Origin of the sequence: Glutamicibacter uratoxydans, from assembly GCF_050753455.1 — a bacterium.
GTDB classification, from domain to species: Bacteria; Actinomycetota; Actinomycetes; order Actinomycetales; family Micrococcaceae; genus Glutamicibacter; species Glutamicibacter uratoxydans_A.
In genome coordinates this window covers 2,319,234-2,345,077 of the sequence record NZ_CP192736.1, presented here as the reverse complement: position 1 = coordinate 2,345,077, position 25,844 = coordinate 2,319,234, and the positions used below count along the sequence as shown (strand labels likewise).

Here is a 25,844-nt window from a genome sequence, read left to right as displayed (position 1 = left end):
CTCTGACTGCCGCCAATCTTTGCAACAGAGCCCACCATGCCCGTGCACGCGACAGCTGCTCGCGCAGGCTGGGTGCCAAGCTCTCGGGTAACATCAAGGCCCGATCCTTGGAGCCCTTGCCCTCCCGCACGATGATCGTGCCGTGATCGAAATCCAGATCCTTGACCCGCAGTTGCAAACCCTCACTGATCCGCATGCCCGTTCCATACAGAAGCTGGGCGAACAAACGATGCTCGCCTTCCAGAAAACCGAGGATGCGAACCACTTCATCCGGGGTCAGCACCACCGGCAAGCGCCGCGACGGCCGAGGTCTTCCGATCTCCTGAAGCCAGGGCAGATCCGTGCACAGCACCTTGCCGTAGAAGAACAGCAAGGCCGCCAATGCCTGACGATGCGTGGAGACCGAAACCTTGCGCTCGTTCGCCAGCCAGGACAGAAATGCCTCGACTTCGCTGCTGCCCAAGGTTGCCGGGTGACGCACACCGTGGAAACGGATGAAGGCACGAACCCAGTGGACATAAGCCTGTTCGGTTCGTAAGCTGTAATGCAAGTAGCGTATGCGCTCACGCAACTGGTCCAGAACCTTGACCGAACGCAGCGGTGGTAACGGCGCAGTGGCGGTTTTCATGGCTTGTTATGACTGTTTTTTTGTACAGTCTATGCCTCGGGCATCCAAGCAGCAAGCGCGTTACGCCGTGGGTCGATGTTTGATGTTATGGAGCAGCAACGATGTTACGCAGCAGGGCAGTCGCCCTAAAACAAAGTTAACCCAAAGGAGTATCGTGAAAATATCACTAATGGCTGCAAAAGCAAGAAATGGGGTTATTGGCTGCGGCTCGGATATCCCGTGGAACGCTAAAGGTGAGCAGCTGCTTTTTAAAGCAATAACTTACAATCAATGGCTCTTAGTCGGCCGTAAAACATTTGAGGCAATGGGGGCTCTCCCAAATAGAAAGTATGCAGTTGTCAGCCGCTCAGGATCGGTAGCTACTAACGATGATGTGGTTGTGTTTCCATCTATAGAAGCAGCAATGAGGGAGCTAAAGACTCTTACGAACCATGTTGTTGTTTCTGGTGGTGGAGAGATCTACAAGAGTCTGATCGCCCATGCCGACACGCTACATATCTCGACAATAGATTCCGAGCCAGAGGGCAATGTTTTCTTTCCGGAAATCCCCAAAGAGTTCAATGTGGTGTTCGAGCAGGAATTTCATTCAAATATAAATTATCGCTATCAAATCTGGCAAAGGGGTTAACCATCCAAGCCATCGGACACATTTTGCTTCGCTGCGCTCAAAACGCAAAATGTGCCGCTGCTTAGCGGCGTTAGATGCACTAAGCACATAATTGCTCACAGCCAAACTATCAGGTCAAGTCTGCTTTTATTATTTTTAAGCGTGCATAATAAGCCCTACACAAATTGGGAGTTAGACATCATGAGCAACGCAGTGCCCGCCGAGATTTCGGTAAGGCTATCACAGGCACTCAACGTCATCGAGCATCATCTGGGATCGACGTTGCTGGCCGTGCATTTGTACGGCTCTGCACTCGACGGTGGCCTGAAGCCATGCAGTGATATTGATTTGCTGGTTACTGTGACTGCACAGCTCGATGAGACTGTGCGGCAGGCTCTGTTCGTAGATTTCCTGGAAGTTTCCGCTTCTCCCGGCCAAAGTGAAGCTCTCCGTGCCTTGGAAGTTACCATCGTCGTGTACGGCGATGTTGTTCCTTGGCGTTATCCAGCCAGACGGGAACTGCAATTCGGGGAGTGGCAGCGCAAGGACATTCTTGCGGGCATCTTCGAGCCCGCGACAACCGATGTTGATCTGGCTATTCTGCTAACTAAAGCAAGGCAACACAGCCTTGCCTTGGCAGGTTCGGCCGCGGAAGATTTCTTCAACTCAGTCCCGGAAAGCGATCTATTCAAAGCACTGGCCGACACCTTGAAACTATGGAACTCACAACCGGATTGGGCAGGCGACGAGCGGAATGTAGTGCTTACTTTGTCTCGCATTTGGTACAGCGCAGCAACCGGCAAGATCGCGCCGAAGGATGTAGCTGCCAACTGGGTAATGGAACGCCTGCCCGTCCAACATCAGCCCGTGCTGCTTGAAGCCCAGCAGGCTTACCTTGGACAAGGGATGGATTGCTTGGCCTCACGCGCTGATCAGTTGACTGCGTTCATTTACTTTCTGAAGCACGAAGCCGCCAGTCTGCTCGGCTCCACGCCAATGATGTCTAACAGTTCATTCAAGCCGACGCCGCTTCGCGGCGCAGCTTAATTCAGGCGTTAGATGCACTAAGCACATAATTGCTCACAGCCAAACTATCAGGTCAAGTCTGCTTTTATTATTTTTAAGCGTGCATAATAAGCCCTACACAAATTGGGAGATATATCATGAAAGGCTGGCTTTTTCTTGTTATCGCAATAGTTGGCGAAGTAATCGCAACATCCGCATTAAAATCTAGCGAGGGCTTTACTAAGCTTGCCCCTTCCGCCGTTGTCATAATCGGTTATGGCATCGCATTTTATTTTCTTTCTCTGGTTCTGAAATCCATCCCTGTCGGTGTTGCTTATGCAGTCTGGTCGGGACTCGGCGTCGTCATAATTACAGCCATTGCCTGGTTGCTTCATGGGCAAAAGCTTGATGCGTGGGGCTTTGTAGGTATGGGGCTCATAATTGCTGCCTTTTTGCTCGCCCGATCCCCATCGTGGAAGTCGCTGCGGAGGCCGACGCCATGGTGACGGTGTTCGGCATTCTGAATCTCACCGAGGACTCCTTCTTCGATGAGAGCCGGCGGCTAGACCCCGCCGGCGCTGTCACCGCGGCGATCGAAATGCTGCGAGTCGGATCAGACGTCGTGGATGTCGGACCGGCCGCCAGCCATCCGGACGCGAGGCCTGTATCGCCGGCCGATGAGATCAGACGTATTGCGCCGCTCTTAGACGCCCTGTCCGATCAGATGCACCGTGTTTCAATCGACAGCTTCCAACCGGAAACCCAGCGCTATGCGCTCAAGCGCGGCGTGGGCTACCTGAACGATATCCAAGGATTTCCTGACCCTGCGCTCTATCCCGATATTGCTGAGGCGGACTGCAGGCTGGTGGTTATGCACTCAGCGCAGCGGGATGGCATCGCCACCCGCACCGGTCACCTTCGACCCGAAGACGCGCTCGACGAGATTGTGCGGTTCTTCGAGGCGCGGGTTTCCGCCTTGCGACGGAGCGGGGTCGCTGCCGACCGGCTCATCCTCGATCCGGGGATGGGATTTTTCTTGAGCCCCGCACCGGAAACATCGCTGCACGTGCTGTCGAACCTTCAAAAGCTGAAGTCGGCGTTGGGGCTTCCGCTATTGGTCTCGGTGTCGCGGAAATCCTTCTTGGGCGCCACCGTTGGCCTTCCTGTAAAGGATCTGGGTCCAGCGAGCCTTGCGGCGGAACTTCACGCGATCGGCAATGGCGCTGACTACGTCCGCACCCACGCGCCTGGAGATCTGCGAAGCGCAATCACCTTCTCGGAAACCCTCGCGAAATTTCGCAGTCGCGACGCCAGAGACCGAGGGTTAGATCATGCCTAGCATTCACCTTCCGGCCGCCCGCTAGCGGACCCTGGTCAGGTTCCGCGAAGGTGGGCGCAGACATGCTGGGCTCGTCAGGATCAAACTGCACTATGAGGCGGCGGTTCATACCGCGCCAGGGGAGCGAATGGACAGCGAGGAGCCTCCGAACGTTCGGGTCGCCTGCTCGGGTGATATCGACGAGGTTGTGCGGCTGATGCACGACGCTGCGGCGTGGATGTCCGCCAAGGGAACGCCCGCCTGGGACGTCGCGCGGATCGACCGGACATTCGCGGAGACCTTCGTCCTGAGATCCGAGCTCCTAGTCGCGAGTTGCAGCGACGGCATCGTCGGCTGTTGCACCTTGTCGGCCGAGGATCCCGAGTTCTGGCCCGACGCCCTCAAGGGGGAGGCCGCATATCTGCACAAGCTCGCGGTGCGACGGACACATGCGGGCCGGGGTGTCAGCTCCGCGCTGATCGAGGCTTGCCGCCATGCCGCGCGAACGCAGGGGTGCGCCAAGCTGCGGCTCGACTGCCACCCGAACCTGCGTGGCCTATACGAGCGGCTCGGATTCACCCACGTCGACACTTTCAATCCCGGCTGGGATCCAACCTTCATCGCAGAACGCCTAGAACTCGAAATCTAACGTCCGTTCGGGCATCGAGGTCCATGTCGGGGTGGGACGGGCCCGTGGCTTCAAGATCACTTGCAGTCCGACCGCGATGTCTTGGTTGCGCGAGAGGTTGTCGATATGGCTCTGTTGCAAAAATCGTGAAGCTTGAGCATGCTTGGCGGAGATTGGACGGACGGAACGATGACGGATTTCAAGTGGCGCCATTTCCAGGGTGATGTGATCCTGTGGGCGGTGCGCTGGTATTGTCGCTATCCGATCAGCTATCGCGACCTTGAGGAAATGCTGGCGGAACGCGGCATTTCGGTCGACCATACGACGATCTATCGCTGGGTCCAGTGCTACGCCCCGGAGATGGAGAAGCGGCTGCGCTGGTTCTGGCGGCGTGGCTTTGATCCGAGCTGGCGCCTGGATGAAACCTACGTCAAGGTGCGGGGCAAGTGGACCTACCTGTACCGGGCAGTCGACAAGCGGGGCGACACGATCGATTTCTACCTGTCGCCGACCCGCAGCGCCAAGGCAGCGAAGCGGTTCCTGGGCAAGGCCCTGCGAGGCCTGAAGCACTGGGAAAAGCCTGCCACGCTCAATACCGACAAAGCGCCGAGCTATGGTGCAGCGATCACCGAATTGAAGCGCGAAGGAAAGCTGGACCGGGAGACGGCCCACCGGCAGGTGAAGTATCTCAATAACGTGATCGAGGCCGATCACGGAAAGCTCAAGATACTGATCAAGCCGGTGCGCGGTTTCAAATCGATCCCCACGGCCTATGCCACGATCAAGGGATTCGAAGTCATGCGAGCCCTGCGCAAAGGACAGGCTCGCCCCTGGTGCCTGCAGCCCGGCATCAGGGGCGAGGTGCGCCTTGTGGAGAGAGCTTTTGGCATTGGGCCCTCGGCGCTGACGGAGGCCATGGGCATGCTCAACCACCATTTCGCAGCAGCCGCCTGATCGGCGCAGAGCGACAGCCTACCTCTGACTGCCGCCAATCTTTGCAACAGAGCCCGCTCACCTGCGGTAAGGGACTTCGGGAGCTGATCGAGGCGGCGCTGCGTCCGCTCGCCCGCGGTGGCAAACTTTCGGTACGGACGCCCCAGTTGCTCGCCGCTGTTCGGATCCTGCCCGTGCCCCATGAGGCGCCGTAACTGCTCCTCGCTCACCGAGGCACCGACGGCGATCTCTCCGGCGAGTCCTGGGAGGCCGGCCCCGAGCCAGATGCCGGGAGGCGTTCCTGCTTCAAGGTAGTACCTTGTCAGCGCTGACGACGCATCGCGATCCCCGTCGCCAGCGACAACTGCGTTCAGCAGGTACCGGTACCCGTCCCCAGCGGTCATGACCCTGATCGAGATCGTCACACTGGGCAGGTGCGCCGCAGATCTTGGGATCTACCCTCGGAAGGCGGAGAGCGCGATGTTTGCGTCAATGCAGGGAGATAGCGAAGAGCGCGCTTCAACGGAGATGCTCGAATGGGTCCACGACGGATTGGACTCCGTGGTCGCGGCAGACGTAGACGATTCACACGCCGTACCCGTCGGCGCCGCTCGGCTCGGGGTCGCATTCTGCGCGGCAGACGTTACAGAGCCGGTGCTCGTTGCTCCCCCAGACCGTGACCTCGATATCGTCGGGGATCTCCATTCCGTCGAACTCCATATGCGGAGGTTAGCTGTCGCGGATTGAGTCGTGTCAAGATGCGGCACCGATGCTAAACCGCCGTTACCTATGGTCATCGCGCCGGTCACGCACTCGACGCTTAGTTCTTGAGGTACTCGAGGACGGCGATGACGCGCTTGTTTCCTGTGCGCTCGTTAAGGTCGAGCATGGTGAAGATGCTGCTGATGTGCCGTTCCGCGATCGCGACGCGACATGCATACGGTCCCTGATTTGCTCGTTAGTGAGCTCCGTAGCCATGAGCAAAACGTCAGTATCGCGGAGGAGCTGCTGCGGGAGCGGGAAAGGATTGACCTTACTGACGCAGAGACCCAAAGCGCGAGCATCCCTCATCGCTTTGATGCCAGCCCTTCAACCATTGCAACTAACCCGAACTCGAAATCTAGGTCTTGATCGACAGGCTCACATCCGTTGTCGAGCGCTGTTTGTTCTTCTAGTACGAAACCGACCGTATAGCGGCTGATAGCCATGAGAGCTCGGACCGCAGAGACCTCAGCGAATCCTTCGGACACGAGAAACTCGATCTGACTTTCGGGGGCATCCGAGCCCGCTGGCATCTGGTCACTCTTTTGACGGTGAAACTCTGCGTGCAGCCGTGCTCCATCCCGGACTGCCAGAAGCGCTGTCCGGAAGCTCCGCGCGTTGCGCAGGAGAAAGTCGTCCCAGCGCTCCCCTGACTCTGGGAGTGAGGCGTGGTGTTCGCGATCAAGCACATCAGCTGCGAGCGATCCGAGCAGGTGGCCCTTTGTCCGAAAGTGCCAGTAGAGCGCTGGCTGCTGCACCCGCAGATGCGCAGCCAGCGCCCGCGTGGTGAAACCGTCGATCCCCGTGTTATTGAGCACATGCCTCGCACCGCGCAAGACTGCTGCACGATCGAGTCGCGCTTGTTTCTGAGCCATGCTTGCACTTTATCATCGATAACTTTATCGTTGATAAGGTGTCATCTCTCACTTCCGCTCGTGGCTCGTTGGCCACGGTCCTCATCACGGCTAGCCTCGACGCCGCCGGCATGGGCCTGGTGATGCCGATTCTCCCCGCACTGCTACACGAGGCAGGGGTCACCGCTGATGCGGTTCCGCTGAACGTCGGAGTGCTGATCGCGCTCTACGCGGTAATGCAGTTCATCTTTGCCCCCGTACTGGGAACACTGTCGGACCGATTCGGCCGCCGCCGGGTGCTGCTTGTTTCCCTGGCCGGTGCGACCGTCGACTATCTCGTGCTCGCCACGACATCCGCTCTGTCGGTGTTCTATATCGCCCGTGCAGTGGCTGGGATAACCGGAGCGACCAATGCGGTCACCGCCACCGTGATCGCCGACATCACGCCACCCCACCAGCGCGCCAAGCGTTTCGGTTTACTCAGTGCCTGCTATGGCGGCGGAATGATCGCGGGGCCAGCCATGGGTGGACTGTTCGGTGCCATCTCGCCACATCTGCCGTTTTTGCTCGCTGCTCTTCTCTCAGCGAGCAATCTGGCACTCACCTTTATCTTGTTACGCGAGACCCGTCCTGATTCCCCTGCGCGCTCTGCGTCGCTCGCTCAGCATCGTGGTCGCCCCGGCCTCAGCGCGGTGCCTGGGATTACCTTCCTATTAGTCGCATTCGGCCTTGTTCAATTCATTGGGCAGGCTCCAGGTGCGACCTGGGTGCTGTTTACTGAACACCGCCTCGACTGGAGTCCCGTCGAAGTTGGAATCTCCCTGTCCGTCTTCGGGATCGTACAGGTTCTCGTGCAGGCCCTCCTTACTGGCCGCATCGTGGAGTGGATCGGTGAGGCAAAAACAGTCATCATCGGGTGTGTTACCGACGCCTTGGGTCTCGTAGGCCTGGCGATTGTCACTGACGCATTTTCCATGGCGCCTATCTTGGCGGCACTGGGGATCGGTGGCATCGGCCTCCCCGCTCTGCAAACCCTTCTCTCCCAGCGCGTCGATGAACAGCACCAAGGGCGCCTCCAGGGTGTGCTCGCCAGCATCAACAGCGTCACATCGATCTTCGGACCGGTCGCTTTCACAACGATCTTCGCGCTCACTTACATCAACGCCGACGGCTTCCTCTGGCTCTGCGCCGCAGCACTCTACGTGCCCTGCGTGATTCTCATCATGCGTGGTACAGCAGCGTCCCCGAAGTTCGGCTCATGGGCGAGCGGCGACTCGATGTGAGTTGTGAGACGTGAGCAGGAGCAACACGGCGGCGACACTGCTTCGCCATGGCCGACTAGCGAGACGGCGCCACCGGGAAACTCGGCATCATCTACCAAGGACAGGTCAGCTGGGAGCCTGATAGACCCATCGAAATGTGCGTGCCGATCGCGGAGAAAGGCCGGGCGCATCGGATCGAGCCATAGCACCATGAGTCTTCACGGAAGTGCGTTGACGGAGACTTCGTTGTGAACCGGGCCAAGGGAGAGCTGGAGGCCCTCTCCGAGTGGCTTGCCGATGACATGAGCTGGACGCTCATCGAGAAATCCACACACAGCGGCCCCAGTGCAGCCCGAGAGGTGCGCCCGCCGTTCTCCCGAGCGGGTGGAGGTCATTTCTGTCGTCACCCACGGACGACGCGCTTCCTGCGACGGCTACCTCGAGGCTGGAGGAATGCGCGTCCGTTTCAGCCATGCGTTCCGCTTCGTCAGCACCCCCAAGACCGCGATGATCGCAGAACTGCGACGCTACTGCATCGAGACGCAGGTTGACTGAGGCCTGTGCGGACAGCACGAACGACCCTTAAGCCCGTAATCTGGGAACCGCAGAAACTACCCGATCGAAACGCAACTACTTTGCCGGCCCTACGGGGTTGGCTCGCGGTCGTCGTCCTTGGCCGCGACCGTGCGCAGGAGGTGCTTGTAGCCATCCCTCGCGATCATCACGCGCATCGAAACCGTCACGACGCTACTGCCTTCGACGATCAGGGGAGCGGGGACTGATCGCGGACGCGCTGTCCACTTTGGTTAAAAGATTGCGCCGCTGTAGACGACCGCCATCTAGATGCCGACGATGACCATGCTCTCGAGTGCGCCACTACCCACCATTAGTGTGGTCAGGGTCGGCTTCAGGTGATGAGTCCATGTCGGTAGGCGGTGATGGCGGCGTGGACACGGTTGTCGATGCCGAGGGTGTTGAAGAGCTGGGAGACGTATTGCTTGACGGTGCCTTCGGACAGATGCATGGCCCTGCCGATCTGGGCGTTGGAGAGTCCGCGAGCGATGTGGGTGAGGAGCTCGATCTGGCGCTCGGTGAGCAGGGCAGTGAGTTCGTCTCGCGCGGTTCGGGTGCGGTGGCCCGCTCGTTGCTCGGCGGCGAGCCAGCGGGCGACTCGAGGGGAGAACGCGCCTCCGCCGTGCGCGAGGGCCCTGACGCCGGCAATGAGTTGCTGAGGTTCGTCGGACTTGAGGAGGAAACCGAGGGCGCCGGCGTTGATCGCATCGGCGATGAGATGGTCGTCGGAAAAGGTGGTGAGCATGGCGATCGGAAGCTCGGGCAGTCGGTGCCGGATCTCACGGAGAGCTCCGATGCCGTCGAGTCGTGGCATCTGGATATCCAGCAGTGCGACGTCAACGCGGTGTGTTGCCGCGGCGTCGACGGCCTCGTGGCCGTTGCTGGCGAGGGCGGTGATGTCAAGGTCAGTGGCGGAGGCGAGAATAGCGGCGACGCCGGTGCGGACGAGCTGGTCGTCATCCGCGATCAGGACACGGATCGGCGGGGTGTCGGTGCGATCCTCCGGGGTCATGGCGCGGGAACCGTTCCGATCCTGCTGACCTGGTCGGAGGCGAAGCAGACGACGTGGACGTCGACTCGTTCGAAGAAGCTGATTTCCGCCTCGTAATAGTGACAGGTCTCGTCGGGGCGAGGCGGGAACTCATCGCGTGGAGGATCGAGCATCTCCAGGGCGGGGAGGGATCGCTCGACCGTCTCTTGGGTGTCTCCGACGGAGATGTCCGCAAACTGTGCCGTGGTCATCACCGATAGCGTGTTGGCGAGCACGAAGTAAGCGACCGCGATGAACACGAGTGCGCCGAGGATGGCTGTGGGAACGGCGATGGCAGCACGGGTGGCGCGGGATCGAAGGATCGCGGCATCGTCCTCGGCGGCGACGATGTCGCCATCAGGTGCTGCGCTGTCCGCGGATGGGCGTGCGTGCGCGGGAAGGGTGAGGGTCAGTGCGAACTCGGTCGGCATCTGATGGACGGTGAGGGCGCCGCCCAGCATCGCGGCGCGATGCCGCAGGCCATGCAGTCCGAATCCACCATCGAGCGGATGGGCTGAGGACGCCTCCTTGTCACGCGGATTGCAAACGATCGCAGTGACAATATCGCCCTCGACCTCGATGCGCACGGTGACCGGTTGCCCAGGAGCGTGCTTGGACGCGTTGGTGAGCCCTTCCTGCACCACCCGCGCGACAGTGTTGAGCGCTTCATCGCTGAGTCGGTCGGACAGATCTGCGGCGATGTGCGTTTCCACGTGCATCTCGGCCTGACGAGCACCGGTCACTGCTTCGTCGATGCTCGGGGAGCTCCATCCGGCAGCCGGGTCTTCGGACTGGCGCAGCAGTCGAACGGCGAGGCCGAGCTGATCCGCCGCGTCCGCTGCGATCGTGCGGATACCGGAGACCTCTGCCCGGTCGGTATCCGGAAGCGTGGGTGTGAGGGAGAGCTGTCCGAGCCGGACGGCGATGAGCGTCAAGGAGTGGCCGAGGCCGTCGTGCATCTCCGCGGCAAGGCTCATCCGCTCTCGTTGCAGGACCTCACGGGTCTGGCTTGCCCGTCGTCTGGATTCGATCGCGGCAAGCTCCCAGCCTCGGCGGTGAAACTCTCGCCTCTGCGACACCGCGCGCCGCGTGGTCAGCGGTGCGGCGAGCACCAGGGCGGTCAGCAGACCATACACAAGGCCCTCGACGATCTCCTCGACTCGCAACTCGGGGAGCCTGACGACGGTAGCGGCGAGCACGGAACCAGCAAGGATCACGCGCACCCGCGCAGCCGGGGTTGCGAACATCAGCACGATCGCAGCAGTCGCAATAAGGCTCAGCACCAGCACGGGAGCATCGGGCAACCAACGCGTGGACGTGCCGCCGCTGATCGCGACGACGCATCCAACGATGGTCTGCCGACGGCGGAGTGTCGCGGGATCATTGGAGCTACCACTCATACTCCCAATCTATGCGCGCGACTCCGCCCGGTGAACTCACGATCGTTAGGTCATGAATGGGCATTCGGCAATATCGGCACGTTGACCCGTGAATCTACCGTCGTATGCATGGTCGATCTTCTCCGCATGTTCCTTGCGCAGGCAGGCGAGCACGTCACGCTCCTGCTCGCCTGCATGCTCCTGTTCGCGGCCCTTGACGCAGCCCTCGGTATCGGTGCTGTCCTCCCGGGGGAAACGGGCATCGTCCTGGCCGCGGTCACGCTCTCTGACCGTGCCGAGCTGCTCGCCGCCGGTGTGTTCGTTGCTGCGCTGGGCGCATTCCTCGGAGATCATGTGGGGTTCGCGGTCGGACGCGGTCTTGGAGCCCGCCTCGGCGACACCAGACTGATCAAGCGCCTGGGCCGGGACCGCTGGGAGAAGGCACGATATTACGTTGCCGGCCGGTTCTGGATTGTGATCCTCGCCCGTCTGCTTCCGGGTATCCGCACCCTTGTCGCTGCTGCAGCCGGCGCCTCAGCGGTGCCATACTCGCGGTTCGCAACCGCTTGTGGTGTCGCGGCGTTGCTTTGGGCGGGGCTTTGGGTCGTCGGTGGTGCGCTCATCGGAAACGCACTGCTCGACGTCGTTGAGCGCTACACTCTGCCCGCACTCATCGTCGTGGCCGCTGCACTCGTCCTTTGGCTCTTCGCACGCCACAAGCGTGGGGTGCGCGCATGAACCGCATGTCCTCGGCACACCCGCGCCCCGACTGGGCGACTCTGCCCAATCTCATCACCTTGCTGCGGCTTGGGCTCGTGGTTCCGATTGTCATCCTCGTCCTCCACCATGCCCAGCCGGTCCTCACTGTCGTACTCCTGGCGGTCTTCGGCGCAAGCGACTGGATCGACGGCTATCTCGCTCGCGCCCTGAACCAGGTCAGTGCCACGGGAGCGGTACTCGATCCTGTCGCAGACCGCGTCGGCGTTGCGACGATCGCACTCGCCCTCGCCGTAGCAGGTCATCTCTCCCTCGGAGTCGTTCTCACCATCGCAGCCGTCGACGCTGCACTTGCCGTCACTTACCTGGTGACTCGTCCTGCACGAGCGCCGAAGGTCTCCCGTGTCGGCAAGGTACGTACCGCGGCGCTTATGGCAGGCCTTGCGCTCATCGGAGTCAGCTTGGTCCCCGCGCTCCATCCAGTCGGAGCCGCAGGCAGAGTCCTTTGCGTCGTAGGAGCGTTCCTCCACGCTGTCGCAGGATTCGGCTACGTCCGCGCTCTCCTCCGTGACAACCGCGCAGATCCGCCCGATATGTGAGCCCAGGCCGTTCAGCTATCTTCTCCGGCGTCCACGCAGAGAGCCGGGGGTCTGGCCGTTGACCCGGGTGAAGGCGCGGTTGAATGCGGCCCGAGGGTCGACCTCCTTCCCCAGGAGTACCTGAGCACGAGCTACTCGATCCTCCAGCACGGGGGCGGCGGCCGGGCAGCACAGCTGATCTGTGGTGTCGTCTCCTTCGACGAGCCTGCCGCACGCGAACTGATGCGCACGCTTCCCCCCGCGAAGAAGTGGATTCTCGAAACCGAATCCGTTTTCTGATTTGAGATTTGCCAGCGGCCGATTGAATATCCTATGAGCAAACTCCTTGCGTAGCTCCCTCGCATCGTCTTCATTCATTAGAGTCAAGAACGGGTTGAATGAACCGTCCCGGAAATCATGCCGCCGTCTTATGTGCGGCAGCGTCGGGTAACGAGCCTGTTATTTCATCATAGTAGGCTTGCTCAAATTCCTCGGGAGTTTGGTGATCCAGCGAGGAATGCAAGCGATCATTGTTGTACCAAAACACCCAGTCGAAGACGATCTCAATGACATCTGATTCGGTCTTCAGTGCACCAGATCTGAATGGCGATCCCTTGGCCACGGCTTCATTCTTGAATAGACCCATCACAGTTTCGGCAGCGGCGTTATCGTACGCATCACCGACGCTTCCGATGGAAGGAACCAAGCCTTCAATCTCCAACGTGTCGGTATAACGGATCGAAGTATACTGCGATCCTGCATCTGAGTGATGCAAAAGCCCCTTGTCAACTGGTCTTTTAGTGTGTTTGCGACGCCATAAAGCCATCTTTAAGCATTGTTCCACGAAGGCCGTGTCTTTCACAGTGGAGGTTTCCCACCCAACAATCGCCCGTGAATATAAGTCAATCACCAGCGCAACGTAAACGAACCCGGAATACACCGGTACGTACGTGAAGTCCGTGACCCAAATCCGGTTGGGTGCCTCTGCGCTGAAGTCTCGATTTAGCAGGTCACCGGCTCTGTGGCCGTCTTTGCCGGGGATTGTGGTGCGGGTCTTACGTCCACGAATCAGGCCATTCATGCCTTCATCTCGCATGAGCCGATCCACGGTGTGCTTGGAGACCTCCGCGTGACCGTTGCGCCGCAGCCAGGCAGTCATTTTCCGCCGGCCGTAAAGGATTTCTGGTTTCGGTCTTCCTTTACTGTCTAACTCTTTGAGGCTGCGCAACGTGTCAATGATCTTCGCGTCCTCAAAGGCGCGCAGGGCTGGCAAACGTGTTTTCCAGGCTCTGTAGGTTCGTGCGGCAACCTGCACGCCCTGCGATCGCAGGACGGCGCAGATCGACTCGACCGCATGACCTAAAGCTCTTTGTTCGTCAATGAACCGGCAGATTAGCGGCGGCGAGGGTCGAGCTCCCTCGCGAAGAAAATCGAGGCAGCCTTCAAGATTTCGTTGGCTTCCTTCAAGTCCCTGTTTTCGGCCCGCAGACGCTTGAGTTCGTCTTGCTCATCGGTGGTCGAGCCTTCTTTTTGGTCGGCATCAACCTGGGCTTGAAGAACCCAGCGCCGTAAGGATTCTTTACCAACGTCCAACTTTGGGGCCAATGCCTTGCATGCAGCATAAATGGAGGGATATTCGGAAAGCCGATCCATCACCATGGCTACAGCACGGTCACGAACTTCGGCAGGGTACCTCTTGGGCATAGTTACTATCTTTCTCTCGAAAGACAGCGGCATCAAATCCGGGACGGTTCAAATCCAGTTGGGCTCGCTTGGCATCTCGTTCCTCTTTACGATGCGCACCGGCTTCCTTTCCCATATATCCTGCGACTGCGAGCAGAACTATAGTCGCGCTGGTTTTCCAGATCGTCTCCGGAACAGCTGCCTCATGAATGTTCGCCATCCCAATCGCTATGACAACAAGGCCGAGCAAGGCCACCACAACCGCCCCTATACTCCACAGATTGGCACTTAGACGTTCCTGTCGAGCGCGACCTCCATAATCGGCACTGATCGTGGAATTTGCGGTAGCGTCAACCAGCTTCTTCGCTTGTTCTTCATAGTTTTTTAGAGTCTCTAGCCGCTCGATGCCCTCTTCGTTCAAGCGCCCCATCTCCTCATCGAAAGTTTCCTGGAGGGAGGCCATGAGACGCTTGGAATTACTATCGGCTTCGGCGGCCGCTTTCACCGTGTCCGTGGAGAATTGATTCAAGGCCGCATCTAATCTTGTCTTTTGCGCCTCAACATCAACTTTTATAGCGTCAATTGATTCTCGGGTCGCTTGAAGCTTCGCTTCAATCTCGTTCTGAGTTTGCCCAAGCCTAGATTCAAGTGACTTTTGGTCTTCATTGAATCTACTTCTATAGGCATCTAGTGCGTCTTGGGCTTCTGCCTCCACGTTGTTGAGGCGCGCGGTTATGTTTGAGAGATGGGATACGAAGTCCCCAATTGCTCTTTGATACGAATCTAACGTGGCCGAATCAGCAATGTTCACGGGTAGTTCACCAAGTACGTTTATGAGTTCATCTCTATGCGCGCTTAGTGGCTCTTCAAGTTTTAGCGTGGTGAGCCCGAAAAATAAGTAAGGCCCGCAGTCCTCTGCGAAAATGGATGTTGTCTAGACAAACCATCAGCAAGGAACTACGAGCCGTGTTTAAGGATACCGGTGGAAACGACGCTGCGTCGATTCTTCTCAACCTCACTGACTACCGCGTCATCGACGCAACCCAAGAACCAGCCGGACGACAAGTCCTTATCGAGCCCAAAGCCACAGAGGCAGCCTGAATCGCACCGGGTTTAATAGAGGCAAAGAAATTGGAATAGGAACACTACTGTCTTGCCGATTAAATACACTGACGAACTGAAAACCCGAGCTATCGAGCTGGTGCTCCACGCCCAGTCGAATCCAGACACCTCCAATGGCGCCATCACGAGAGTCGCCAAGGAGCTGGGCCTGAGCAGCGAGACACTGCGTACTTGAGTCCGCAGGCACAGGACAGGCGGTGGCGCTCTGCCCGAGCAGTCGATTAATTTGGAAGCCGAGAACAAGCGGCTGCGCGCCGAACTGGCCGAAACCAAACGTGCCAACGAGATCTTGAAGAAGGCAGCGACTTTCTTCGCGGCGTGAGCTCGTGGTGCCCTTCAAAGTAATTGTTGATTTCATCGATCAGCACAAAGACGAGCTCAGGGTCGAGCCGATCATCCGCGCGTTGCAAGGCACCCATGCGCAGATCGCCGTGAGCTCGTACTATGCCTTCAAGAAACGACCGCCCTCAGCCCGCAGCGTGCGGGATGAGCAACTACTGCCGAAACTTCTTGACGTATACGAGGAGAACTATTCCTGCTATGGGGTGCGCAAAATGTGGCATGCCATGAACAATCAGCATGCCGAAGCGTTCGGGCCGATTGCCCGGTGCACTGTGGAGCGGCTGATGAAGAACCTAGGGATTGATGGAGTGCGGCGCAAGCGGAAGAAGCCCAAGACCCGCTCTGCGGATCCTGAATCATGTCCCGTGGATCTGGTGGACCGGCGGTTCACTGCTGCAGCGCCCAACAGGCTTTGGGTGGCTGATATAACGTATTTTCCGACCCAGTGCGGGTGGGTCTATGCCATGTTTATCCTTGATGTGTTCAGCCGCGAAATCGTGGGCTGGCAAGTGACGAACCACATGCGTGAATCCTTGGCCAGGGACGCGTTGATGATGGCTTTGGCAAGGAAATACAGGGATGGCGAGGACGTGACCGGCCTTGTCCATCACAGCGACTGGGGCGTGCAATTCCGGTCCATTAGGTATGGGCAGGCGCTGGCCGAGTCGAAGGTCGTCGCCTCGGTTGGTTCCCGTGGGGATTCGTCCGATTACGCCATGGCAGAGGCGCTGAACTTTGTTTACAAGGCGGAGTTGATTGATCGGCGTGAGTGGTCCGGACAGGTAGAGGTCATGGCCGAGACCTCTCGATGGGTTGGCTGGTACAACTACCAGCGCCTGCATTCGGCACTCGGGTACAGGTCGCCGGCGGATGTTCATCAACAGTGGATGGGACGGCCTGGCACGCTCGCGGAAGCCGCGTAGGAAAAACAAGAAAAGGAGCCTCTACCAAACCCGGGGCTTGACAAAGGGCGACTTGCCCTCAGCCGAGGCGACCTATTCACTCTGGGTACCAAGGTGGAAACTGCACAAGATGCGGTCAACTTCTACGTCGCGGTCTGTTCATGGGGCGCCGGCGCCAAAGCCCGGGATATCTACCGTCGAATTCCAACATTGAGCGAACCGGACGTTGGAGGAAAACTCCTCGGCGGAATCATGCTCGCCAAAGACTCGAACGTCGAATCGGAAGAGGCCTACCGATCCTTCTGGACACGTGAGCAATACAGACTCAAAGGTCTAGGCCCAGCCTTCTTCACCAAGCTTTTGTACTTCGCAGCTGGCCCCACGGATAGCAAGAAAATGCGCCATCTCATTCTAGACAGAAAGGTCGCTGCTTCCATTGGCTGGCCTGACAAAGCCTGGTGGACTCCATCGGAGTACCGAGAATACTTAGAACTGATCAACAATGTCGTGGGACACCTGCCCGAAGCAGAACGCTCCGACTGCCTCGAAATGCGACTATTCAATCCCTAGTGCAACTCAAGGAATCTTCCCGAAACGCTATGATCCCCGTTCTGGGCCACGAGCTTTCGGTTCAGAGTTTCGGGAAACCGAAAACGTTGAGAAACTCCCGTTCGAGCGATTGATCGAACGGCGGTTTTCATCATCCCAAAAACGACCGTTTTTGAGATGACCGCTCTATCTGATCTTATGGGCTTGCCCTCTGTTGTAGCTCTTCTGCAGTTTGGAAGGGCCAGTGACGGAGCGCTCTTGGAAGGTGGACACTGTGAGGAGTGTCCATATTCGGCGTTGGTTCGGTGCATTTGAGAGGTAAGTCGCTGTAGGTGGACACAAGTCGGGTTGAGTTGTCATAATGGGAGTGTCGAATGCAGTAGCGTTCGAAAGTAGGCCCGGCAGTCCTCCGGAGGTGTGACGAGCCGGGCTAGCGTATTTAACAGGACCGGACGTCGAGAAGTAGTGGTTCGATTTTTTGTTTCCAGGTTCCGCCTCGGTTGTAGCACCAGGCGATGGCGTCGCTGGCCCATAGCAGTGGCTCTTCTTTTTTGCCTCTGTGTTGGTAGCGCAGGTCTGCGTAGTTTAGTTCTCTGAGACGTTTGGCGATGATTCGTCGGTCGGCTGCGTCGATTGAGGCGTCTGATTCGATGGTGAGTTGCCTGATTTGTTGTGCTGCGATGTCGTCGAGCATTGTGTGCAGGCAAGCTTCACGTGCGGTGGCGTGTTTCTTCGCTGCTGAGACGTACATGATTGTTGTCAGGTCGCATTCGCGCATGATGCTGATGAACTTGTCTTTGATGGCATCGCGTTCTCGTACGAAGTGGACGTAATCGGTGCCTTTGTGCCGGCCTGCTTTGAGCTCGTTGCGTACGGTGGCGAGGGACGCGGAAGTTGAACCGTCCCGGATTTGATGCCGCTGTCTTTCGAGAGAAAGATAGTAACTATGCCCAAGAGGTACCCTGCCGAAGTTCGTGACCGTGCTGTAGCCATGGTGATGGATCGGCTTTCCGAATATCCCTCCATTTATGCTGCATGCAAGGCATTGGCCCCAAAGTTGGACGTTGGTAAAGAATCCTTACGGCGCTGGGTTCTTCAAGCCCAGGTTGATGCCGACCAAAAAGAAGGCTCGACCACCGATGAGCAAGACGAACTCAAGCGTCTGCGGGCCGAAAACAGGGACTTGAAGGAAGCCAACGAAATCTTGAAGGCTGCCTCGATTTTCTTCGCGAGGGAGCTCGACCCTCGCCGCCGCTAATCTGCCGGTTCATTGACGAACAAAGAGCTTTAGGTCATGCGGTCGAGTCGATCTGCGCCGTCCTGCGATCGCAGGGCGTGCAGGTTGCCGCACGAACCTACAGAGCCTGGAAAACACGTTTGCCAGCCCTGCGCGCCTTTGAGGACGCGAAGATCATTGACACGTTGCGCAGCCTCAAAGAGTTAGACAGTAAAGGAAGACCGAAACCAGAAATCCTTTACGGCCGGCGGAAAATGACTGCCTGGCTGCGGCGCAACGGTCACGCGGAGGTCTCCAAGCACACCGTGGATCGGCTCATGCGAGATGAAGGCATGAATGGCCTGATTCGTGGACGTAAGACCCGCACCACAATCCCCGGCAAAGACGGCCACAGAGCCGGTGACCTGCTAAATCGAGACTTCAGCGCAGAGGCACCCAACCGGATTTGGGTCACGGACTTCACGTACGTACCGGTGTATTCCGGGTTCGTTTACGTTGCGCTGGTGATTGACTTATATTCACGGGCGATTGTTGGGTGGGAAACCTCCACTGTGAAAGACACGGCCTTCGTGGAACAATGCTTAAAGATGGCTTTATGGCGTCGCAAACACACTAAAAGACCAGTTGACAAGGGGCTTTTGCATCACTCAGATGCAGGATCGCAGTATACTTCGATCCGTTATACCGACACGTTGGAGATTGAAGGCTTGGTTCCTTCCATCGGAAGCGTCGGTGATGCGTACGATAACGCCGCTGCCGAAACTGTGATGGGTCTATTCAAGAATGAAGCCGTGGCCAAGGGATCGCCATTCAGATCTGGTGCACTGAAGACCGAATCAGATGTCATTGAGATCGTCTTCGACTGGGTGTTTTGGTACAACAATGATCGCTTGCATTCCTCGCTGGATCACCAAACTCCCGAGGAATTTGAGCAAGCCTACTATGATGAAATAACAGGCTCGTTACCCGACGCTGCCGCACATAAGACGGCGGCATGATTTCCGGGACGGTTCAGGGAATCCAGCTGGGAGCCGAATCTTCCAGATCTTTGCGGAAGAAGACCTTGCCCGGATCTTCAGTGGTTCCCACTCCATCAACCCAGCGTTTGCGTGTGGCCGGGCGAGCGTAGGAATGTGGAATCAGTACCGGGGCGACCTGCTGGAAATACTCCATGACTTCGCCCTTGGTGGTTCCGGTTTCCGGATACAGGATCTTGTCCAGGTTGCTGACCTTCAGGTTGTGCCCCGCGACTTTGACGGTTTGCTCCTTGCGTGCCATGCCCAGTCCTTTGCATTGGTTTCTGACAGTAAATCTTCCCGGCAAGGAAGAAAGAATCCAGAGTTCCAAGCAAGCTTTGCGATTCACTGCGCCAGTCTGCTCGGTGACTGTCAAAGGCAGCGGATCACTAACGCTGAGAGGCGAAATATGCTTCACTATGCCCATGCGAGCTATCTGGACTGGATCAATTGCTTTCGGACTGGTGAACGTTCCAGTGAAGGCCTATGGGGCGACCGAGGACCATGACATCGACCTACACCAGGTGCATGACAAGGACGGCGGGCGCATTCGCTACGAGCGGCGCTGCGAGGTATGCGGAAAGAAGGTGGCATACAAGGATCTGGACAAGGCCTACGAAGACGGTGAGCGTACCATCGTGCTCACCGATGAGGACATGGATGCGCTACCTGCGGAGAAAAGCCGTGAGATTGAAGTGGTGCAATTCGTGCCGGCCGAGCAGATTGATCCGTTGATGCTGGAGAAAAGTTACTATCTGCAAGCCGATTCGAAATCCCCCAAGGCCTACGAGCTATTGCGCCGCACGTTGGAGGATACTGAGAAGCTGGCCGTGGTGCGCTTTGCGTTGCGTCAAAAGACTAGGCTTGGCATTTTGCGGGTGCGGGAGAAGGTCATGGTGCTCCAAGCGGTGATGTGGGCTGACGAGTTGCGTGATGCCACCTTGGTTTCGCCAGAGAAATCTCCGCGGATCAGCGAGCAGGAATTGAAGATGTCCGCCACTTTGGTGGAACAGTACAGCAGCGATTTTACTCCCGAGGAATTCGAGGATGACTACCAGGTTCAGCTGCAAGCACTGATTGAGGCGAAGATCGAGCAGGGCGAGGAATTGGATACTGATGCGACGTTCGGGGAGGTAGGGGATGAAGGTGAATCCGGGGATGTTATCGATCTGATGGAAGCGCTCAAGCGCAGTATCGATGGACGCAAGTCCAAAACGGCACCTAAGAGTTCTGGGAAGAAAAAGAGCGCGGCGGAAAAGTAAAGCCTGACAGGTTGCTGGTGCACAGACCATAGTCAATTACTAGAACGAGACTAGGAAAACACCGCATGACCATTCAGCAAGATCAGGCAGAACGCCCGGCGAAAAACGCCGCAGACAGTCACCGTGGTCCAGCCCGATGACACAGATGGAAACATCTCAGCAGATCCGCCACGTCGGGCTGGAACGCAGGCTAGCTCCCGACCTTGGCATCCAAAAGTTCGCGGTGCAACGGCAGCCTGAAGGTGATGATCATTTCCCTGCACGCCTGTGGCATGACCGTCCGTGATTTCACCCAACAATCTGGAAGCCACCATCGGCATCCAGCTGTCCCAGGACAGGATCTGAAAAAGTAATGCTCCCACCGGCTATTCGCTGTCCACGATGATCCCAGGGTGCCAAGAATGGAGTTTAGAGACCCTCTAAACGAGCCACATTCTCTTTGACAACCGCCTTGAAGTCTCCGCCCGACGCCGCAAAGATCTTTCGCTGTAGCTGGTATTCGCCGCCATCTTCAATAATGTTCAGCACGCCGTGTAGTTCGTCCACGCAACCCAGACGCTCGGCCACCGGGGTCAGCCTTTTAACCTCTTGGCGCAGGTGATCGGTGACCAGCATTTCATCACCTTGAGCGTTGAGGATGATGATGGCATCTAAACCATAGCGGGCGGCACGCCACTTATTCTCGGTACGGAACCACGGCGGCATCACTGGGATTTTGTAGCCGGCTTCCAAGCTCAGCGACATATCGTGAACTAGGCATTGGGTCAGCGCGGTAATGGCCTTGATATCTGCCAGATTGCTCACGCCGTCACAGATGCGCATTTCCACTGTGCCCAGACGCGGAACTGGACGAACATCCCAGCGGATCTCTGAAACATCATCGATGACCCCAGTGTGCAGCATGTCCCCGACATGTGCCTCATACTCAGCCCAATCATTGAAATGGTAGGGGATACCGGCAGCCGGGAGCTGCTGGAACATTAGGGACCGTTGCGAAGCGTAACCGGTATCTTCCCCACCCCAATATGGGCTGGAGGCACTCAGGGCTTGAAAATGCGGCTGGTAGTTGATCAGACCGTCAGTAATTGGCAGCGCCTTGTCGCGGCTATCCAGACCCACGTGAACATGTACCCCATAAATCACCATCTGCCGGCCCCACCACTGGGTGCGATCGATGAGTTTGGCGTAGCGGTCCTTATCGGTGACCGGTTGCTGGGTTGGCGCAGCGAAGGGGTGAGAGCCAGCGCAGTACAGATCAACACCCAGTGGGGCGGTAACTTCGGTGAGCATTCGCAAGTTTTGTTGCAACTCTTCACCGGCCGAAGCGACGGTTTGGTGTACACCGGTCACAATTTCCACGGTGTTCATCAGCAGCTCGGGTTTGATAGTGGGATGTTCGTCATCTGATGCGATACCGTCGCGCTGCTTGACGGCATCTAGAACTTGTTCGGCGACCGAGCACAAGTCGGCGGTGTCGTGGTTCACCAGTGCAATTTCCCATTCAACGCCAATCGTTGATTGGGCAGACTGAGCAAATTCGATCTTTTGCACGGTGCTCCTTATTACTCTCAAAGGTCGGGCTATCGATCTGAACTGTAATGCATAGAATCGATAATCCAGCCGGTCTGGTGAATATAACCTAGTCCATTCTGACGTGAACCCGTACCGACAAACGCTGGTTTCTCAGGTTGTATCACGGAATTTTGGTCACATTTAGGGGTTGCGGACCGGCTCAACCTCAATGGCTACGCGACTGTCCCCGATGCGCGCCAGCACGAGGGTGGCCTGATTCTTGGCTGATTTGGGGCTTCCGGCAAGGAGGATGCGACGTAACTCCTCGGGTGTCACATCGACACCCCGCTTCTTGATTTCCAGTCGGCCGATCGCGTTAGTCTTCACCCAGGATTTCAATTTCTTCAGGTTATAGTCATGAACCGCTAACACCTTGTACGCCTTAGCGAACGGGGTGCTAATCAGCTCATCGTGAGTGAAGTAAGCGATGTGCTCATCAAGTAAATGTCCACCGATTTTTTCGAGCAACTCGGCAATCAGGTGAGAACGGATCACCGCGCCATCGGGCTCATAAAGGTAATTCGACAGTTCGGCAACCGTAGCGTGCGCGCCTTGCTCTGCGGATTCTGCCGAGGTCAGCTCGTGTGCCCCATCCTTGTCGATCACGAGTGCGGCTCGTTTGATATTGGGGCGGGCTAGACGACCAAACCACAGGCAGGCTTCCACCACGCTTCCGTGATCAGAAATCCATACCGACTCGGCGGTTTCTGGGATCGCATCATGGGGCAGGCCCGGGCCAAGCTTGACCCCGACATCCTTTCCCTGATCAACAAGCTGCTCCACGAAAGATAGGGGAGGGGAGAACGCTTCGGGATCGAAGATACGTTTGACAGTGCCCGAGGCCTCGGTGCGTCGAGCCGGGTCTAACCAGACCCCATCCATGTCCGTTAGATCGACATCTTCGGCGCTACCGTGGACCACCGTCGCATTCTCAAAGGGCATCAGATTCAAGGTCACGGCCGCTGCGGTGATCTCATCACGTTCCACCGCGGTAACCTGCAGTTCGGCGCTGGCTAGCGCTATCGAATCGGCACCAATACCGCAGCCCAGATCGGCCACATGCCGACAACCTGCCTCGCTGAACCGGCGTGCATGCATTCCGGCAATAGCTAAGCGCGTGGCTTGCTCCAAACCGGCTGGCGTAAAGATCATCGTGTCGGCAAAAGGACCGAACTTCACGCGAGCTCGAAACCGCAGTTCGCTTTGCATGACCACCGCGCGAACCACGGCTGGATCGTGTCCGCCCTTACGCAGCTTTTCGTTCAAGGCCCAAGCCGCGTCCTTGGTCGAAACCATCGATGGGTCAACCGTTGACAGCAGCTCCCAGCCCGCGGGAGAGAGCAGTGCTGAGAAGTATTCGTTGGTTGTTGAATCATTAGACGCCTGAGCCATACTGCAAGCCTATCGGAGAGCAGGCCACTGGCAGCCTGCGGCGAAGCGGTAGGCAATCTTCTGCTGGGTGTGGCCGCTGATCCGGATAGTTTGTGCGTAATTTTGTTCACATGCGCACTGGCTTCTCCTCAACGCTGGCGCTGATCTGGGGCTCAGGGCTTAAAGTACTCGCCGGGCTCGAGCGGTATGGTCAGGAAGGCATCCGAATTTACTCGATGGCTCAGAAGATCTTTGTCTTAGAAACACAACCGGGGAATTATGACCCGCTTTTTACTGTTTCTTGAGGCTTGAAAATGGCGCGCCGGAGATATTTGCTTATAATCCGCCGCGTCCAAGGTGAGGATCCGGGTGCGCCACAAACTACCGATCCGAGGAACAGCACACCATGTCACAGGACACGCAGCGCACCTCCACCACCGTGGATCCAGGACCCGCGCCTTCCGAGCGAACTCTCAAGCGCACCCTGAGCAGCCGACACCTGCAAATGATCGCCATCGGCGGCTCGATCGGTACCGGGCTCTTCGTCGCCTCGGGCGGAAGCATTGCCCAAGCTGGACCCGGTGGTGCGCTGGTGGCCTATGCCGCGGTGGGTCTGATGGTCTACCTGCTGATGCAGTCCCTGGGTGAAATGTCCGCCAAGATCCCGGTGGCCGGTTCCTTCCAGACCTACGCCACCCGCTTTGTGTCCCCATCGTTCGGCTTCGCCATTGGCTGGAACTACTGGTTCAACTGGGCCATCACCGTGGCTGCAGAACTGGTTGCGGCCGGAATCATCATGGACTTCTGGTTCCCCGGGGTGCCTGGATGGATCTGGGCTGGGGCGTTCCTGGCCATATTGTTCGGTCTGAACGCACTGTCCACCAAAGCCTTTGGTGAAGGCGAATTCTGGTTGGCGCTGATCAAGGTGCTCACCGTGATCGTGTTCCTGGCTGCCGGGGTCCTGATGATCTTCGGGATTATCGGTCAGGGAACCGGCGGCATGGGTAACTGGGCAAACACCGAAGAAGTGTTCAATGGCGGCTTCGTCTCTATCATTGCCGTGTTCATGATTGCCGGATTCTCCTTCCAAGGCACCGAGTTGGTGGGTGTGGCCGCCGGCGAGGCCAAGAACCCGCGCCGCGAGGTCCCCAAAGCGATCCGTACGGTGTTCTGGCGCATCATGCTCTTCTACATCGGCGCGATCTTCATTATTGGCACCTTGATCCCACTGGGGGATCCGAGCCTGCTAGCCAGTGGCGAATCCGATATCGCCGCCTCACCTTTCACCATGGTCTTTGAGCGGGCCGGGATCGCGTTTGCGGCGGCCCTGATGAACGCGGTGATCCTCACCGCGATCCTTTCCGCCGGTAACTCTGGCCTTTACGCGTCCACCCGGATGCTCTACGCCATGGCCATGGATGGCAAAGCTCCCAAGATCTTTGGCCGGCTCAACCGCCGCGGCGTACCAATGCCAGCGTTGCTGGCCACCGCTTCCATCGGCCTGTTCGGATTCCTCACCGCCATTATTGGGCAGGGTGCCGCGTACTCATGGTTATTGAATGTCTCCGGTCTCTGCGGCTTCATCGTCTGGGCAGGTATTGCCCTGTCGCACTACCGCTTCCGTCGCGGCTTCCTAGCCCAAGGACACAAGGTCAGTGAACTGCCCTATAAAGCGGCCTTCTTCCCGATCGGCCCGCTCGTGGCCTTTGCAGTACTCCTGCTCGTAATCGCCGGACAGAATTACCAAGCGGTTCTCGCCGGTCAAGGACTAGAAGTGCTGTCGGCCTACATCGGGTTGCCGGTGTTCTTGATCCTCTGGTTTGGTCACCGATTCAAAACCAAGTCCAAGGTGGTGGCCCTGAAGGATATGGATCTGAGCGGTCCTGCCGATTTGGACGACGAACCAACGAAGAGTTAACACCAGTCGAAAATTTGGTTTGACTGGTGACTCGGTTTAGCTAATCGTGAACCGAGGCGCGAAAACATGACCAATAATTAGCACTCGCCTTGACCGAGTGCTAACGCTCAGCCTAAAGTCATCTCTTGGATGCAGTACTCGAAGTCACTTCGAGAACTTGTATCTCAAGCCTTACTGGATATGACCAACTGGCACCGCGACGACGGTTGGAGCAATGCCACGGGGCGTTACCGTTTTTTCCATTGGTTCATAAACGAAAAGGAGAGACCGTGTCTGTCTCCATCAAGCCACTCGAAGACCGCATTGTTATCAAGCAGGTTGAAGCCGAAACCACCACCGCTTCCGGTCTGGTGATCCCGGACTCCGCTAAGGAGAAGCCGCAGGAGGGCACCGTAGTGGCCGTAGGCCCAGGTCGCATCGACGACAAGGGTAACCGCGTTCCACTGGACGTGAACGAGGGCGATGTAGTGCTGTACTCCAAGTACGGTGGCACCGAGGTCAAGGTCGGCTCCGAAGAGTACCTAGTGCTCTCGGCTCGCGACGTACTGGCAGTTGTCGTTAAGTAACGTCACCCACCTCTAGTAATCGACCGGGCC

General features: G+C 57.8%; 26 protein-coding genes and 5 pseudogenes. 19 read left to right on the top strand and 12 right to left on the bottom strand.

Features of this window, described 5'->3' with window-relative positions; genetic code table 11:
• Window positions 1-31: 31 nt before the first annotated feature.
• Window positions 32-628, bottom strand: a pseudogene (intI1, locus tag ACQQZ8_RS10770) (class 1 integron integrase IntI1); the annotation flags it as partial.
• A 154-nt stretch (window positions 629-782) separates the two neighbouring features.
• Here intI1 and dfrA27 point away from each other — a divergent pair.
• From dfrA27 to ACQQZ8_RS10740, 6 genes are all read left to right on the top strand, one after another.
• On the top strand, window positions 783-1,256 hold the full coding sequence (gene dfrA27 / locus ACQQZ8_RS10765; RefSeq protein ID WP_001749985.1) for a trimethoprim-resistant dihydrofolate reductase DfrA27: 474 nt from the start codon (window positions 783-785) through the stop codon (window positions 1,254-1,256).
• A 180-nt stretch (window positions 1,257-1,436) separates the two neighbouring features.
• The gene (locus tag ACQQZ8_RS10760) at window positions 1,437-2,282 is read left to right on the top strand and encodes an AadA family aminoglycoside 3''-O-nucleotidyltransferase (RefSeq protein ID WP_431709814.1); all 846 of its coding nucleotides are present in this window, start codon (window positions 1,437-1,439) and stop codon (window positions 2,280-2,282) included.
• Between the two features lie 116 nt (window positions 2,283-2,398).
• On the top strand, window positions 2,399-2,746 hold the full coding sequence (locus ACQQZ8_RS10755) for a quaternary ammonium compound efflux SMR transporter QacE delta 1 (RefSeq protein ID WP_000679427.1): 348 nt from the start codon (window positions 2,399-2,401) through the stop codon (window positions 2,744-2,746).
• Complete coding sequence (sul1, locus tag ACQQZ8_RS10750; protein WP_000259031.1) at window positions 2,740-3,579, top strand: sulfonamide-resistant dihydropteroate synthase Sul1; 840 nt, start codon at window positions 2,740-2,742, stop codon at window positions 3,577-3,579. The genes ACQQZ8_RS10755 and sul1 overlap by 7 nt, the downstream gene beginning before the upstream one ends.
• 127 nt (window positions 3,580-3,706) lie before the next feature.
• Window positions 3,707-4,207: a GNAT family N-acetyltransferase gene (locus ACQQZ8_RS10745; protein WP_000376623.1), complete on the top strand. Its 501-nt coding sequence runs from the start codon at window positions 3,707-3,709 to the stop codon at window positions 4,205-4,207.
• A gap of 168 nt (window positions 4,208-4,375) precedes the next feature.
• Entirely contained in the window at window positions 4,376-5,140 is a 765-nt protein-coding gene (locus tag ACQQZ8_RS10740; protein ID WP_001389365.1) for an IS6-like element IS6100 family transposase, read from the top strand.
• An 11-nt stretch (window positions 5,141-5,151) separates the two neighbouring features.
• Here ACQQZ8_RS10740 and ACQQZ8_RS10735 read toward each other — a convergent pair.
• The 3 genes and pseudogenes from ACQQZ8_RS10735 to ACQQZ8_RS10725 all read right to left on the bottom strand — a co-directional run.
• A pseudogene (locus ACQQZ8_RS10735) lies at window positions 5,152-5,523 on the bottom strand (relaxase domain-containing protein); the annotation flags it as partial.
• 181 nt (window positions 5,524-5,704) lie between these two features.
• On the bottom strand, window positions 5,705-5,839 hold the full coding sequence (locus ACQQZ8_RS10730; protein ID WP_255180144.1) for a hypothetical protein: 135 nt from the start codon (window positions 5,837-5,839) through the stop codon (window positions 5,705-5,707).
• Window positions 5,840-6,186: 347 nt separating this feature from the next.
• A complete protein-coding gene (locus ACQQZ8_RS10725; protein WP_010154754.1) occupies window positions 6,187-6,756 on the bottom strand; it encodes a TetR/AcrR family transcriptional regulator C-terminal domain-containing protein in 570 nt (189 codons plus the stop codon).
• A gap of 38 nt (window positions 6,757-6,794) precedes the next feature.
• On the opposite strand from ACQQZ8_RS10725, the gene tet(33) reads away from it, so the two are divergent.
• Both tet(33) and ACQQZ8_RS10715 read left to right on the top strand, forming a co-directional pair.
• Window positions 6,795-8,018, top strand: a complete 1,224-nt coding sequence (tet(33), locus tag ACQQZ8_RS10720) for a tetracycline efflux MFS transporter Tet(33) (protein ID WP_074690335.1) — start codon at window positions 6,795-6,797, stop codon at window positions 8,016-8,018.
• Window positions 8,019-8,381: 363 nt separating this feature from the next.
• On the top strand, window positions 8,382-8,552 hold the full coding sequence (locus tag ACQQZ8_RS10715; protein WP_155818981.1) for a hypothetical protein: 171 nt from the start codon (window positions 8,382-8,384) through the stop codon (window positions 8,550-8,552).
• Between the two features lie 352 nt (window positions 8,553-8,904).
• Here the strand turns inward: ACQQZ8_RS10715 and ACQQZ8_RS10710 are convergent, their stop codons facing one another.
• Both ACQQZ8_RS10710 and ACQQZ8_RS10705 read right to left on the bottom strand, forming a co-directional pair.
• Window positions 8,905-9,582: a response regulator gene (locus ACQQZ8_RS10710; protein WP_010154757.1), complete on the bottom strand. Its 678-nt coding sequence runs from the start codon at window positions 9,580-9,582 to the stop codon at window positions 8,905-8,907.
• The gene (locus ACQQZ8_RS10705) at window positions 9,579-11,000 is read right to left on the bottom strand and encodes a sensor histidine kinase (protein WP_074690056.1); all 1,422 of its coding nucleotides are present in this window, start codon (window positions 10,998-11,000) and stop codon (window positions 9,579-9,581) included. The genes ACQQZ8_RS10710 and ACQQZ8_RS10705 overlap by 4 nt, the downstream gene beginning before the upstream one ends.
• Window positions 11,001-11,030: 30 nt before the next feature.
• Between ACQQZ8_RS10705 and ACQQZ8_RS10700 the strand changes: the two genes are divergently transcribed.
• The 3 genes and pseudogenes from ACQQZ8_RS10700 to ACQQZ8_RS10690 form a co-directional block, all read left to right on the top strand.
• Window positions 11,031-11,717, top strand: a complete 687-nt coding sequence (locus ACQQZ8_RS10700; RefSeq protein WP_431709813.1) for a DedA family protein — start codon at window positions 11,031-11,033, stop codon at window positions 11,715-11,717.
• On the top strand, window positions 11,714-12,295 hold the full coding sequence (locus ACQQZ8_RS10695) for a CDP-alcohol phosphatidyltransferase family protein (protein WP_050803074.1): 582 nt from the start codon (window positions 11,714-11,716) through the stop codon (window positions 12,293-12,295). Before ACQQZ8_RS10700 ends, ACQQZ8_RS10695 begins: the two co-directional genes overlap by 4 nt.
• A gap of 39 nt (window positions 12,296-12,334) precedes the next feature.
• Window positions 12,335-12,532, top strand: a pseudogene (locus ACQQZ8_RS10690) (AraC family transcriptional regulator); the annotation flags it as partial.
• A gap of 157 nt (window positions 12,533-12,689) precedes the next feature.
• On the opposite strand, the gene ACQQZ8_RS10685 reads toward ACQQZ8_RS10690, so the two are convergent.
• Window positions 12,690-13,978, bottom strand: a protein-coding gene (locus tag ACQQZ8_RS10685) for an IS3 family transposase (RefSeq protein ID WP_431709808.1) whose coding sequence is annotated in 2 segments (ribosomal slippage) — window positions 12,690-13,705 and window positions 13,705-13,978 — 1,290 coding nt in all. Because the reading frame shifts where the segments join, the coding sequence is not laid out codon by codon here.
• Window positions 13,947-14,768: a hypothetical protein gene (locus ACQQZ8_RS10680; protein WP_431709812.1), complete on the bottom strand. Its 822-nt coding sequence runs from the start codon at window positions 14,766-14,768 to the stop codon at window positions 13,947-13,949. Before ACQQZ8_RS10680 ends, ACQQZ8_RS10685 begins: the two co-directional genes overlap by 32 nt.
• Before the next feature lie 155 nt (window positions 14,769-14,923).
• Between ACQQZ8_RS10680 and ACQQZ8_RS10675 the strand changes: the two are divergent.
• The 4 genes and pseudogenes from ACQQZ8_RS10675 to ACQQZ8_RS10660 all read left to right on the top strand — a co-directional run.
• Window positions 14,924-15,055 (top strand): annotated as a pseudogene (locus tag ACQQZ8_RS10675) (ISL3 family transposase); the annotation flags it as partial.
• A 55-nt stretch (window positions 15,056-15,110) separates the two neighbouring features.
• Complete coding sequence (locus tag ACQQZ8_RS10670; protein WP_431709811.1) at window positions 15,111-15,254, top strand: hypothetical protein; 144 nt, start codon at window positions 15,111-15,113, stop codon at window positions 15,252-15,254.
• Between the two features lie 151 nt (window positions 15,255-15,405).
• Window positions 15,406-16,344 carry an IS3 family transposase gene (locus ACQQZ8_RS10665; RefSeq protein WP_431709810.1) on the top strand — a complete coding sequence of 313 codons (939 nt, stop codon included), beginning with the start codon at window positions 15,406-15,408 and terminating at the stop codon, window positions 16,342-16,344.
• A gap of 81 nt (window positions 16,345-16,425) precedes the next feature.
• Window positions 16,426-16,893 (top strand): hypothetical protein, encoded by a 468-nt coding sequence (locus ACQQZ8_RS10660; protein WP_431712181.1) that lies wholly within the window; start codon window positions 16,426-16,428, stop codon window positions 16,891-16,893.
• 418 nt (window positions 16,894-17,311) lie between these two features.
• Here the strand turns inward: ACQQZ8_RS10660 and ACQQZ8_RS10655 are convergent, their stop codons facing one another.
• A complete protein-coding gene (locus ACQQZ8_RS10655; protein WP_431709809.1) occupies window positions 17,312-17,650 on the bottom strand; it encodes a hypothetical protein in 339 nt (112 codons plus the stop codon).
• Between the two features lie 168 nt (window positions 17,651-17,818).
• Between ACQQZ8_RS10655 and ACQQZ8_RS10650 the strand changes: the two genes are divergently transcribed.
• Window positions 17,819-19,107 (top strand): IS3 family transposase gene (locus tag ACQQZ8_RS10650; protein ID WP_431709808.1). Its coding sequence is split into 2 segments (ribosomal slippage): window positions 17,819-18,092 and window positions 18,092-19,107, totalling 1,290 coding nucleotides; the frame shifts between segments, so codons are not numbered across the junction.
• Window positions 19,108-19,123: 16 nt separating this feature from the next.
• On the opposite strand, the pseudogene ACQQZ8_RS10645 reads toward ACQQZ8_RS10650, so the two are convergent.
• Window positions 19,124-19,387: pseudogene (locus ACQQZ8_RS10645) on the bottom strand (ATP-dependent DNA ligase); the annotation flags it as partial.
• 163 nt (window positions 19,388-19,550) lie between these two features.
• Here ACQQZ8_RS10645 and ACQQZ8_RS10640 point away from each other — a divergent pair.
• Window positions 19,551-20,387, top strand: a complete 837-nt coding sequence (locus tag ACQQZ8_RS10640; RefSeq protein ID WP_431709807.1) for a Ku protein — start codon at window positions 19,551-19,553, stop codon at window positions 20,385-20,387.
• A gap of 408 nt (window positions 20,388-20,795) precedes the next feature.
• On the opposite strand, the gene ACQQZ8_RS10635 is transcribed toward ACQQZ8_RS10640, so the two are convergent.
• Together ACQQZ8_RS10635 and ACQQZ8_RS10630 are read right to left on the bottom strand one after the other, a co-directional pair.
• Complete coding sequence (locus tag ACQQZ8_RS10635; RefSeq protein WP_431709806.1) at window positions 20,796-21,938, bottom strand: glutamate--cysteine ligase; 1,143 nt, start codon at window positions 21,936-21,938, stop codon at window positions 20,796-20,798.
• 162 nt (window positions 21,939-22,100) lie between these two features.
• Entirely contained in the window at window positions 22,101-23,351 is a 1,251-nt protein-coding gene (locus ACQQZ8_RS10630) for a THUMP-like domain-containing protein (RefSeq protein ID WP_431709805.1), read from the bottom strand.
• A gap of 385 nt (window positions 23,352-23,736) precedes the next feature.
• Here ACQQZ8_RS10630 and ACQQZ8_RS10625 point away from each other — a divergent pair, with 385 nt between their 5' ends.
• Together ACQQZ8_RS10625 and groES are read left to right on the top strand one after the other, a co-directional pair.
• The gene (locus ACQQZ8_RS10625; protein ID WP_431709804.1) at window positions 23,737-25,248 is read left to right on the top strand and encodes an amino acid permease; all 1,512 of its coding nucleotides are present in this window, start codon (window positions 23,737-23,739) and stop codon (window positions 25,246-25,248) included.
• 269 nt (window positions 25,249-25,517) lie between these two features.
• The gene (gene groES, locus ACQQZ8_RS10620; protein WP_431709803.1) at window positions 25,518-25,814 is read left to right on the top strand and encodes a co-chaperone GroES; all 297 of its coding nucleotides are present in this window, start codon (window positions 25,518-25,520) and stop codon (window positions 25,812-25,814) included.
• Window positions 25,815-25,844 lie beyond the last annotated feature (30 nt).

Bases quoted from the DNA above. Each gene is read 5' to 3' on its own strand.
- ACQQZ8_RS10760 (WP_431709814.1), top strand. From the start codon at position 1,437: ATGAGCAACGCAGTGCCCGCCGAGATTTCGGTAAGGCTATCACAGGCA.
- ACQQZ8_RS10755 (WP_000679427.1), top strand. From the start codon at position 2,399: ATGAAAGGCTGGCTTTTTCTTGTTATCGCAATAGTTGGCGAAGTAATC.
- sul1 (WP_000259031.1), top strand. From the start codon at position 2,740: ATGGTGACGGTGTTCGGCATTCTGAATCTCACCGAGGACTCCTTCTTC.
- ACQQZ8_RS10745 (WP_000376623.1), top strand. From the start codon at position 3,707: ATGGACAGCGAGGAGCCTCCGAACGTTCGGGTCGCCTGCTCGGGTGAT.
- ACQQZ8_RS10740 (WP_001389365.1), top strand. From the start codon at position 4,376: ATGACGGATTTCAAGTGGCGCCATTTCCAGGGTGATGTGATCCTGTGG.
- ACQQZ8_RS10730 (WP_255180144.1), bottom strand. From the start codon at position 5,839: ATGGAGTTCGACGGAATGGAGATCCCCGACGATATCGAGGTCACGGTC.
- ACQQZ8_RS10725 (WP_010154754.1), bottom strand. From the start codon at position 6,756: ATGGCTCAGAAACAAGCGCGACTCGATCGTGCAGCAGTCTTGCGCGGT.
- ACQQZ8_RS10710 (WP_010154757.1), bottom strand. From the start codon at position 9,582: ATGACCCCGGAGGATCGCACCGACACCCCGCCGATCCGTGTCCTGATC.
- ACQQZ8_RS10705 (WP_074690056.1), bottom strand. From the start codon at position 11,000: ATGAGTGGTAGCTCCAATGATCCCGCGACACTCCGCCGTCGGCAGACC.
- ACQQZ8_RS10695 (WP_050803074.1), top strand. From the start codon at position 11,714: ATGAACCGCATGTCCTCGGCACACCCGCGCCCCGACTGGGCGACTCTG.
- ACQQZ8_RS10655 (WP_431709809.1), bottom strand. From the start codon at position 17,650: ATGCGCGAATGCGACCTGACAACAATCATGTACGTCTCAGCAGCGAAG.
- ACQQZ8_RS10640 (WP_431709807.1), top strand. From the start codon at position 19,551: ATGCGAGCTATCTGGACTGGATCAATTGCTTTCGGACTGGTGAACGTT.
- ACQQZ8_RS10630 (WP_431709805.1), bottom strand. From the start codon at position 23,351: ATGGCTCAGGCGTCTAATGATTCAACAACCAACGAATACTTCTCAGCA.
- ACQQZ8_RS10625 (WP_431709804.1), top strand. From the start codon at position 23,737: ATGTCACAGGACACGCAGCGCACCTCCACCACCGTGGATCCAGGACCC.